The 9,433-nt window shown below is 61.8% G+C and carries 7 protein-coding genes; 4 read left to right on the plus strand and 3 right to left on the minus strand.

All coding sequences use genetic code 11. The annotated features are described in order from the left end of the window. Positions 1-38 precede the first annotated feature (38 nt). The 3 genes from RMO57_RS02165 to RMO57_RS02175 all read left to right on the plus strand — a co-directional run bounded on the left by RMO57_RS02165 (position 39) and on the right by RMO57_RS02175 (position 4,714). Positions 39-3,902: an RHS repeat-associated core domain-containing protein gene (locus RMO57_RS02165; protein WP_310383779.1), complete on the plus strand. Its 3,864-nt coding sequence runs from the start codon at positions 39-41 to the stop codon at positions 3,900-3,902. Between the two features lie 174 nt (positions 3,903-4,076). Continuing rightward, a complete protein-coding gene (locus RMO57_RS02170) occupies positions 4,077-4,331 on the plus strand; it encodes a hypothetical protein (RefSeq protein WP_310383781.1) in 255 nt (84 codons plus the stop codon). After that, positions 4,328-4,714: a hypothetical protein gene (locus RMO57_RS02175; RefSeq protein ID WP_310383783.1), complete on the plus strand. Its 387-nt coding sequence runs from the start codon at positions 4,328-4,330 to the stop codon at positions 4,712-4,714. Before RMO57_RS02170 ends, RMO57_RS02175 begins: the two co-directional genes overlap by 4 nt. Positions 4,715-4,937: 223 nt before the next feature. Here the strand turns inward: RMO57_RS02175 and RMO57_RS02180 are convergent, their stop codons facing one another. Both RMO57_RS02180 and RMO57_RS02185 read right to left on the minus strand, forming a co-directional pair. Beyond that, positions 4,938-5,543 (minus strand): PEP-CTERM sorting domain-containing protein, encoded by a 606-nt coding sequence (locus RMO57_RS02180; RefSeq protein ID WP_310383785.1) that lies wholly within the window; start codon positions 5,541-5,543, stop codon positions 4,938-4,940. Positions 5,544-5,680: 137 nt separating this feature from the next. Continuing rightward, a complete protein-coding gene (locus RMO57_RS02185; RefSeq protein WP_310383787.1) occupies positions 5,681-6,748 on the minus strand; it encodes an alpha/beta fold hydrolase in 1,068 nt (355 codons plus the stop codon). Positions 6,749-7,067: 319 nt separating this feature from the next. Between RMO57_RS02185 and RMO57_RS02190 the strand changes: the two genes are divergently transcribed. After that, the gene (locus RMO57_RS02190) at positions 7,068-7,913 is read left to right on the plus strand and encodes a hypothetical protein (RefSeq protein WP_310383788.1); all 846 of its coding nucleotides are present in this window, start codon (positions 7,068-7,070) and stop codon (positions 7,911-7,913) included. On the opposite strand, the gene RMO57_RS02195 is transcribed toward RMO57_RS02190, so the two are convergent. Continuing rightward, positions 7,903-9,264: a L,D-transpeptidase gene (locus RMO57_RS02195; RefSeq protein ID WP_310383790.1), complete on the minus strand. Its 1,362-nt coding sequence runs from the start codon at positions 9,262-9,264 to the stop codon at positions 7,903-7,905. The two genes, RMO57_RS02190 and RMO57_RS02195, sit on opposite strands and share 11 nt — an antisense overlap. Positions 9,265-9,433 lie beyond the last annotated feature (169 nt).

The following is a 9,433-nucleotide window of genomic DNA, read 5'->3' on the forward strand; positions in this document are numbered from 1 at the left end:
CCAAACCCATCTGCCCGACCACAGCCAACCCAGTCATCGTGTCGACCGGTGAAAAACTCAAGGTCGAATCCGACTTCAGCGGCGCCGGCCCTTACGGCATGGCCTTGCAGCGCAACTACCGCAGTGTCTATGGCTCGGGCGGCATGTTCGGCCCGCGCTGCCAGTCAAGTCTTGACCATCGCAGGCTGCTGCGCGGCGCTTGTGCGCCGGGTACGAACAGCACGAACTGCCGCCCGGTCACCGCGACGATGGAGCGAACCGATGGGGCCGTATTCGTCTACACGCTGGATAGCGAACCAGTGCCCTCTAACAGCAGCGCCACCGCCCGCACTGCCGACGGGCGAGCCTTGGAGAGCGGCCCTGCCGCAAGTGAACGGGTTGCACGCATGCAGGCCAGGCTTGCCATGGCAGATTCCGCGGCTACCGCCAGAGCCAGTTCGGCCACGCCCTTGGCCAGTTCGCCGCCCATTTACTACAGCGACAACCGCCCAGACGCCCTAGGCTGGGCGCTTTATTACCGCGGCGTCAAATGGGTGGTCTATGAAGGTGGGCATCAATACCCCTATTCCAATACGGGCTATCTGCAAAGCATCAGCGGTGCTTCGGGGGCGACGCTGACCTACAGCCCTGCGACGTTTTCGCAGGTGACCAAGATCACCAATGCCGTCGGCCAGTCGGTGCAGTTCACCTGGGCCGGCGGGCGGGTCAGTGCCGTGACCGACCCCGCCGGCCAAGTCTGGACGTACAGCTATAACGCGAACGGCATGCTGCAGACGGTCACCTCGCCCGGCAGCAATCCCGATGTTCGCAGCTACTTCTACGAGAGCCCGACGAACAGCCAGCTACTGACCGGCATCGCCATCAATGGCAGCCGTTACAGCACCTACGCTTACGACGCGAATGGCAAGGTCAGCGTCAGCAAGTTGGCCGGCGAAGAGGAGCGCGACACCTTCGTCTACAGCGGCAACCTGACCACCGTCACCAGTGCGCTGGGGCAAGCGGTGACCTACAACTTCGGCAGCTTTGGCGGTACCAAGCGACTGCTCTCGACCTCGCGTGCCGGTAACAGCACTTGTGGCTCTGCAACAGCGTCCATGAGCTATGACAGCAATGGCTATCTCGACACTGCGGTGGACTGGAACGGCAACATCACCGACCATGACTTTGACGGCAGCGGGCGGCTGGTCAAGCTGACGAGTGCCGCCGGCACGGCGGCTGCACTGACCGAAGTCAACACCTGGGTTGATGACAACCTGATGCAGGTCGTCTACAAGGACGCGCTGGGCAATGACTACGCCAAAGTGAACTACGCCTATATTGGGAGCCCCGGCAGCCTCAACCGGTTTGCAAGCATCGTTCGCACCGACCTGCCCACCCGGGCGCAGCAAACCACCAGCTACAGCTACACCTACGGCGGTGGCGGCGTGACCAGCGCCACCATCACCGAAGCGCGGCCCGGCGGCAACGCGATCACCACCCTGATTTACGGCACGTATGGCAATCTGAGCAGCGTGACGAATGCGCTGGGGCATGTGACCCAATTCGCCGGCTACAACGGCTTAGGCCTGCCCACCAGCATCACCGATGCCAACGGCGTGGCAAGCATCATGACTTGGGACGAGCGCGGTAACCTGAAGAAACTGCAGCAACTATTGCCCACGGGCACCCGCAGCACCTTGTATAGCTACGACCACAGCCAGCAGCCCTTGGACATCGCTTACCCAGACGGCAGCAGCAAGCGCTTGCGCTACAACGACGCGCTGCGCTTGATCAAGGTCGGCAACGCCGCCGAGGAGTACATGAGCTTGGGGTTGGATGTCGGCAATCGGCTCAGCACCACGCGCTCGCTGCGCCACACGCCGAGCCTCAGCGGCAGCACGCCCGTCCCCAATGCCGCCAGCGACTTCTTGGCCAGTACCCAGCTCGACAGCTTGGGCCGTCCTTCTACTAAAACCGGCAACAACGGCCAACGCTTGCAATACGGCTACGACGGCAACGGCAATGTCAAAACCGTCGCTGATGCAGTCGGGCGAACGAACTCCTACGACTACGACGAGCAGAACCGGCCGATCAAACACACCGCACCCGACGGTGGCGAGACCCGCTATGACTACACCGACCAAGGGATGTTGGAGACGGTGGACGACCCGCGCGGTCTGCGCACCAGTTACAGCTACAACGGCTTCGGCCACAAGCTCAGTCAGAGCAGCCCTGACACCGGCAGCACCAGTTACGGCTATGACAGTTGGGGCCGCTTGCTGACTGAAACCCGAGCCAACGGCCAGGTTGTCAGCTACGGCTGGGACGCGCTCGGCCGCATGACTTCGCGCAGCGCCGGTGGCGTGGCCGAGACTTTTACCTTTGACGAAGGCACATATGGCAAAGGCCGGCTCGCGCGCATCAACGATGCCAGCGGCCAAACCAGCTATCAATACAGTGCGGCCGGCGAGTTGCTGGCGCAAACCACCGTCATCAGCGGCCAGACCTATACGACCAGCTGGGGCTATGACGCTCAGGGCCGCATGGTGAGCATGAACTACCCGAGCGGCTTGGCGCTGCAGTACAGCTACGACGGCTACGGTCGGCTGAGCGGCATCAGCAGCAACCACGCCGGCAGCTGGAGCAGCTTGGCAAGCAATTTCCTCTACCAGCCCGCCACAGACCGGCGTTATGCCTGGCGCTTCGCCAATGGGCTGTCGAGATTGATGACGCTGGATACCGATGGGCGCGTGGCTGAGCTAGACAGCCAGAGCGTCCACAAGCTGGGTTTTGATTACCAAACCACCGGCACCATCTGGCGAATCCGCGACCTGGTATATGGCAATCAGACCAGCAGTTATGGCTACGACGCCAACGACCGCGTGGTCGCCGCCAACAGCGCCGTGGTCGCCGACGGCTTCAGCTGGAGCACGGTGGGCAATCGGACTTCGCAATCCACCACGCAAGGTGGTTATCTGACCCATGTGCCCGAAGGTGGCAGCAACCGACTTACGGCAGTCAGCGGCAGCCAGGGGCGCAGCTTTGGCTACACCGCGACAGGCAATGTCAACAGCGAAAGCCGCTGGGACGGCAGCCGCAGCTATGGCTATGACAGCTTCAACCGGATGAATAGCGCCACGGTCGATGGGGCCGCGTACATGTACATTCAGAACGCGTTCAATCAGCGCGTCATCAAGGCCACACCGTCCACCTACACCCGTTATGTCTACGGCCCCGGCGGTGAGTTGCTGGCCGAGGTCGGCCCTAACTCTACAAATTACGTTTGGCTTGGCGGCGAATTGCTCGGCTTGGCGCGCAATGGCCAGTTGTATGCCAGCCATAACGATCATTTAGGACGGCCTGAGGTGCTGACCAATGCTGCGGCTCAGGTGAGCTGGCGTGCAGTCAACACGGCCTTTGATCGAAAGGTGGAGCCGGACACCATCGGTGGCCTGAACATCGGCTATCCCGGCCAGTATTGGGATGCGGAAACACAGCTTTGGAACAACTGGCATCGCTACTATGACGCGACTTTGGGGCGGTACTTGCAATCTGACCCCATCGGGCTCGAAGGCGGCATCAATACGTATGCATATGTGGGTGGGAATCCGGTGTCACGGATTGACCCATATGGTTTGTTCTGTATTGATGGACGTGCGAAAAGCGCGATCTCCGGTGCTGCGGGCGCTTTTGCGACGACATCTGTTGCTACTGGGGGCAACGTAGGGGCTGGCGCAGTGATGGCCGTTGTTGGCGGTTTTGCCGGTTATGCCTTCGGTGATGCAGGCGGCGGCGCACTATCCGGCGCGATTGGCGAGGAATGTCGCGTCCGAGTCAGGGATTTTCTGTCAGGGGTGCCATGGTTGGTGCGGCAACTGGCGGTTTTTCCGGCGCGGAGGGATCGGTATTTGCCGGCGGAGTAGGCGGAGCATACGAAGGTGTGATGGGTGCGTCGTCGCAACGCAATGCAAATGGCTGGAACGCGGTTGCCGGCCCGGCGTTGCGTGGGTTCGGTGCTGGTCTCGCTGGTGCAGCCGCAAGCGCGCTTGCGGGAGCCGCAGTCGATGCAGTAAATGCCAGCGTTGGGGACTGCGGTTGTGGAAAATAGTCGTCGCTGGACGCGGATAGCTGTGTTGCTTGCTTTGGCCGCTGTCGTCTCGTTCATTGGGCGCCTTGTCCTTGAATGGGTCGTGAGTCTCGTACCCAACCATCCAGTTTTGGCTGAAAGGGTCGTGGCGACGATCTTTGTATGTGTGCTCGTGATTTTTGTCGTGAAGCCCATTCTCGAAGAGCTTGGTGTTGTTCAGAACAGCAAGGAATCAAGTAAGCCAAATGCCGATGGCGAGCCTTGACCGTGCGCCAGAGTGACACCATCGGGCTTGCGGGTGACATCAACACCTACGCCTATGTGGGTGGCAATCCAATCAGTCGGATAGACCCGATGGGTCTGGCGCAGTGCGATGTAGATGACATGGTCGCCCTGGCCCGAGAAAGCAATCCGGACATGGAGATCACCATGCCTACGATGAAGGACATTCCTCCGGATCGCTACACGGGTGGTGTGACTGCGGGCTATGTCAACCCTTGGCCCTTCGCAAGTCCGGTGATCAACTCACGGATATACGGCGGCGTACTGACTCCGACCGATCGAGTGGGGCTGTATGACACCATCGTTCATGAAAACTGGCAAGTAAAAAATAGGGTCAGGTTCATTTTAATTGGCAGCATGAGGTGAAAAATGAACCTCGTATCTTCCCCATGCCGACGGTGTCGTCACCGATGGCTTTGACACTGCCGCGATGCTCTGGCTCTTGTCAGTCGCGCGAACCGCCACCTGCTTGAACTTAGACAGGCATACGTTTTTCGGTGACAAGGGCAGAACTCGTTCATTCTTCTGGCCTGACCTTCATCGCCTCCGGCTGGCTGGTCGCGGGCTTGCTGGCGTCTATCCCATGACCTTAGCCGCACAGAGGCCGCGGCCAGCTTGGCCGAGGTCGTCGCACCCACCACATGCCGAGGCCGAGCAGCGCGAGGATGCCGGTGCCGGGTTCGGGCACGCTCGTCACCAGGCCTTCGAACACAAAGTGAGTCAAGGCCAGCGACGGCGAGGTGAATTGCCCGCTGCCAAGAAACGAGCCGCTGCCGCTGGCGCCCAGGAAATTGCCCGTGCCGCCGTTGAACGCCATGTCGCCGATCAGGCCAAACAGCGAAGGGTCGGCGCCGGGCACCATCTGCACCGAGAAGCTGCCGAAGAGTTCATCGCCATTGGCCATGACGAAGCGGTTGATCCCCGTGCCTTGGCCGTTGGCCAGATCGATCACGTCGCCGGAGTAGTAACTCAGCAAGCCGACTGAACCGCTGCCGGTCGCTGAGGTCTCCACCCGAACCACCGGCCCCACGGGGTTGATGATTTCGACGATCTGTGAAGTGCCGTCAACCACGGCGCTGAACGGCGTGGCGGCCGCCTGCGCCAAGCCAGCGGCGGCCCATAGCAGGCCCGCCGCGACAGGCCCGACGCGGCGTGCGCCGCCAGCTTGACCAGGGGAAGAAAGGGGGTTGCGCATGACATGCTCCTAAGTGGTGGAGCCTCGATTGGAGACGCCAATGCCGGGCAGCGCTACGGGACAACTGTCCGTAAATATCCGCCAATGTTCGTATATGGCCGTTCAAGCCCAGCAGCAGCGGGACAATTGTCCCAAGCTCAAGAAAACCCCAATTCACGCGCCCGCACCACCGCATGCGTGCGCCCGTCGACGCCGAGCGTTAGGTACAGGCCCGAGAGCGCGTTGCGAACGGTCTTTTCGGCCAGTCCAAGCTCGGCGGAGATCTGCAAGTTGTCGCAGCCCCTGGCCACCAAGGCCAGCAGTTCGCGCTCGCGCTGTGTAAAGGCACGGCCACCGCGCTGGACCGCACGGGGCCCGATAAAGTCGGTCAGTGCTTCACAAAACCGCTCAAAAGCCGGCTCACCGTCCAGCGGAACGTGATTGCGGGTTCGCAGTGCTTCGAAACAGGCGCCGGGTATCGCGGCGGCCAGTTCGCGGCCGCGCTCGATGTTCACCGAGGCATCGCCATCGGCGTGCAAAACCAGTGTTGGGCATTTGACAGCGCCGATTTCGGCCCGCACATCCAATGCGAGGCGGGAGCGAAAGACGGCGGCCGCTCGGGGGCCATCGCAGGAGCGGCGCTGTTGCTCGTTGAGTGCGGCCACCTGCTCGGGCGTGCCGTCGGGAATCATGCTGGCCGTGATGAACTGTTGCACCGGCGTATCGCGTGCGCCCCAGCCCAGCTCGATCAGCCGAGCTATCGCTTCCACGTAGGCGAGCCTGTCGGCGCTGGGCTTGGTGTGCAGCAGGCCGTAGGCGTAACCTCCCAATAACACCAAGTGGCTGACCTGTTCCGGGTGGCGTGCCGCATAGGCGATGGCGGGCGCAGCGCCGCCCGAGATGCCCAGCAAGGCCACCCGCGCAAGACCGGCCGCCCTGACCACTGCGCCGATCTCCTCGACCGAGGATTCGAGGCTGGGCGGCACCTCATCCACGCCCGACAGGCCGCTGCCGCGCTCGTCGAAGCGCAGCACCGTCAAACCCCGGCCAAGCCGCTCCAGCCATGGGCGAAACAAGGCCGAAGTAGTGTCGTATTCCAGATGGGTCATCCAATGCCCGGCGCGCAGCAAGGGTGGCCCATGGCCGCTGCGGGCCCAGGCTAAGCGCGCACCCGAGGCGAGGTGGGTGAAGCGGAGTTCTTGGCGCAAAGCAGCGGTCGAGGCCATGGGCTGTACTTTACGCGCCGTGAGCAGGCACGATGCATCGCAGGCCGTAGGTTCCGTGGCGATTCTTTTCGCATGCTGTTCGTGCTTGTGTGCGCCATACATTGGGTGCTGCGGCGCCGGTCCAGGCATGACCAGAGCCCACTGCTCGGTGCTTCGGCGTCCGCCGCTGACGATTGACATCACCGGGCTGCGCCCTGCGAACCTAGGGGGCCAGCGCGCTGGTCTTTTTGCCTACCGGGCCCTAATCTTCGCCGCTGCACTTGCCAGTCGCTGACTGACATGCAGGTGCCGGTCAACCCGGCTCAAACCAGGAGACAGTATGAAAAAGAATCGACTCTTGCGACTTGCCCTGCTGGGCGGCGCCTTGCTGGGCACGCTGACGCTAACGCCTAGCGTCTGGGCCGTGCCGGTGTTCAGTACCTTCGAGGCCGCGGGCGCCAACGCGGCGGCCATCACGGCGACGCGCGACGCCTTCCGGGTCGCGGTCGGCGGCGGCAGCGTGGCCGGGGCTAACGGCTCGTTCCTTGGCCTGCGGCGCGAGATCAACTGGGACGCCGTGCCCGCCGGCAGATCCGACCCGAATGCCCTCGCTGCCGATTTCTTCAATGTCAACTCGCCACGCGGCGTGGTCTTCAGCACGCCGGGCACGGGTTTCTTGGTCAGCGCCAATGCTGGCGGAGCGAGGCCGGCCCTGTTCGGTTTTGGCAATGACTTCCAGGCCTTCAGCGCCGAGAAGCTGTTCACCGCGACCGGCAGCAATATCACCGATGTGAGCTTCTTCGTGGCCGGCACGGCGCAGGCGGCTACCTCGACGGCCTTCGGCCTGGTCATGGTGGACGTTGAGGTCGGCGGTTTGAGCAAGCTGGAGTTCTTCGACGCCAATAACGCGCTGATCTACACGCGCGATGTGCTGGTCGCCGGCAACCAGGGCCTGAGTTTCCTCGGCGCCACGGTCAGTGGCGGCGCGATCAGCCGGGTGCGCATCACCTCCGGGCTGAACACCATCGTGGAAAACGGTGTGCTCGGCAACCCGAACGACGAGGTGGTGGTGATGGATGACTTTCTCTACGCCGAACCGCTTGCTGCCGTGCCCGAGCCGGCGACAGCGTTGCTGGCTGCGGCCGGCCTGATCTTGCTGTTTGGCGTGGCCCGAATCAGATCTTGATTTCCATCCGCAGCGCCCATTGGGTGTAGCTGGCGCCGCTCGAGCTTGTCGTCACTTGGCTGAGCGGCGTCTGGGTGAAACTGGCGTTGCTGTAATCCAGTGGTGCGAAGTTGCTGGCGGACAGGCGCAAAGAGTACTGCTGATTGACCGTCCAAAGCGCAAATGCATCGGCCACCAGCTTGCGGCTGCTGCTGGATTCGGTGATCAGGGTTTGCTGGACTGTGATGGAAGGCGTCCAGTTGACGCTGGCGCCAAAATTGAGCGGCAGGCTGCGCAGCCGGTAGTCGGCGCCAAGGTTGGCGGTGGCGCTGGGTTGTTGGTCCAGGGTGTTGTTGGGGCCAGGGATGCTATCGACCGATGAACGGAACAAGCTCACATTGCTGCGCATCTGCACCGGCCATGCTTCTGGGAAGAACTCATCGAGGCGGAACTTGGCCTCCAGCTCCAGGCCATAGGTGATGGCCTTGCCGGACACTCTGGCCAGCAGTTTGGAAAAATCCTGGACTTGAGGCGTCGTCAACCCGACACAACCATGCGAGGCAAAAGTCCCGAGCTTAGCCGGCGATTTTCCGCCGTGAATAAGCGATGGCTGGCCGATGGGAATCTTGATTGGGCCTAGCGGATTCAGTTTGCTGCCGGCCGCCACCTTCTCGCCGACGGCGACGCCTTTCATCCTGGCGACCCAGGGTTCGTCGGGCGGAGTCCAGGTTGGGTTGAAAATAATTGTCTGTGCCTTTCGCAGGCCGGTCGGCAGAGGAAATTCCGGATAACCAATACCAATCTTGTACGATTTGACGAGCGACCCATCCTGGAAGACGTCCATCCGGTAAGCGGGGATGTTCACGACGACCCGCGTGTCTTTCGGCACAGTATTCGGCTCCGGCAAAAGGGTGTCCGTGGTTTCCTTAGCCTTGCTGGTGTCGACCTCATCGCCACCCTTCACCCAATGCTCGCGGGCCAGCGCGAACAAACCTTCAGCCTTTTGTTCGCCAAGAAGGGCGCGAATAGCTTCGCTGGCGCGTTGGCGGGATTCCTCGGCTTGAGGAGACTCCTGGACGCCCCGTTCTTCTGTATTCAACTGTCGCAGCCTGGCAACTTCATCAGCAGCGAGCTTTTGAAGCTGGGTTATCTGATCGTCTGTCAGCACGACTTTTGCCTTCAGGGTTGACTTAAACGCGTCATCCGAAAACAACGCGTCGAGCACGGGCAAGGTGACCGGGATTGCGGTCGCCTTACTGACTGTGCTGGGCGCCGGCGAAGCCGACGGCGAAGGACTACCGGTGGCGTTCGAATTGGAGTTGCTGCCCGGCTCAATTGCACAGCCTGCGCCCGTAAACGTCGCAAGGGCCATGATTAGTCCCAGGGTTGTATGTCTCATTGTCTTCATTCTGGAGTACCTCAATTACTCGTGTTTATCTACGTAACCGCCCGCTTGCGCAGGCGGTTCTGACGTTCGTTTACTTTACGCCCGGCGTTTTAACCTTGGGCGAAGATGATGCGGCCCCGGGCATCGCTGGCAC

Origin of the sequence: Roseateles sp. (assembly GCF_031397715.1) — a bacterium.
Taxonomy (GTDB): domain Bacteria; phylum Pseudomonadota; class Gammaproteobacteria; order Burkholderiales; family Burkholderiaceae_C; genus Paucibacter_A.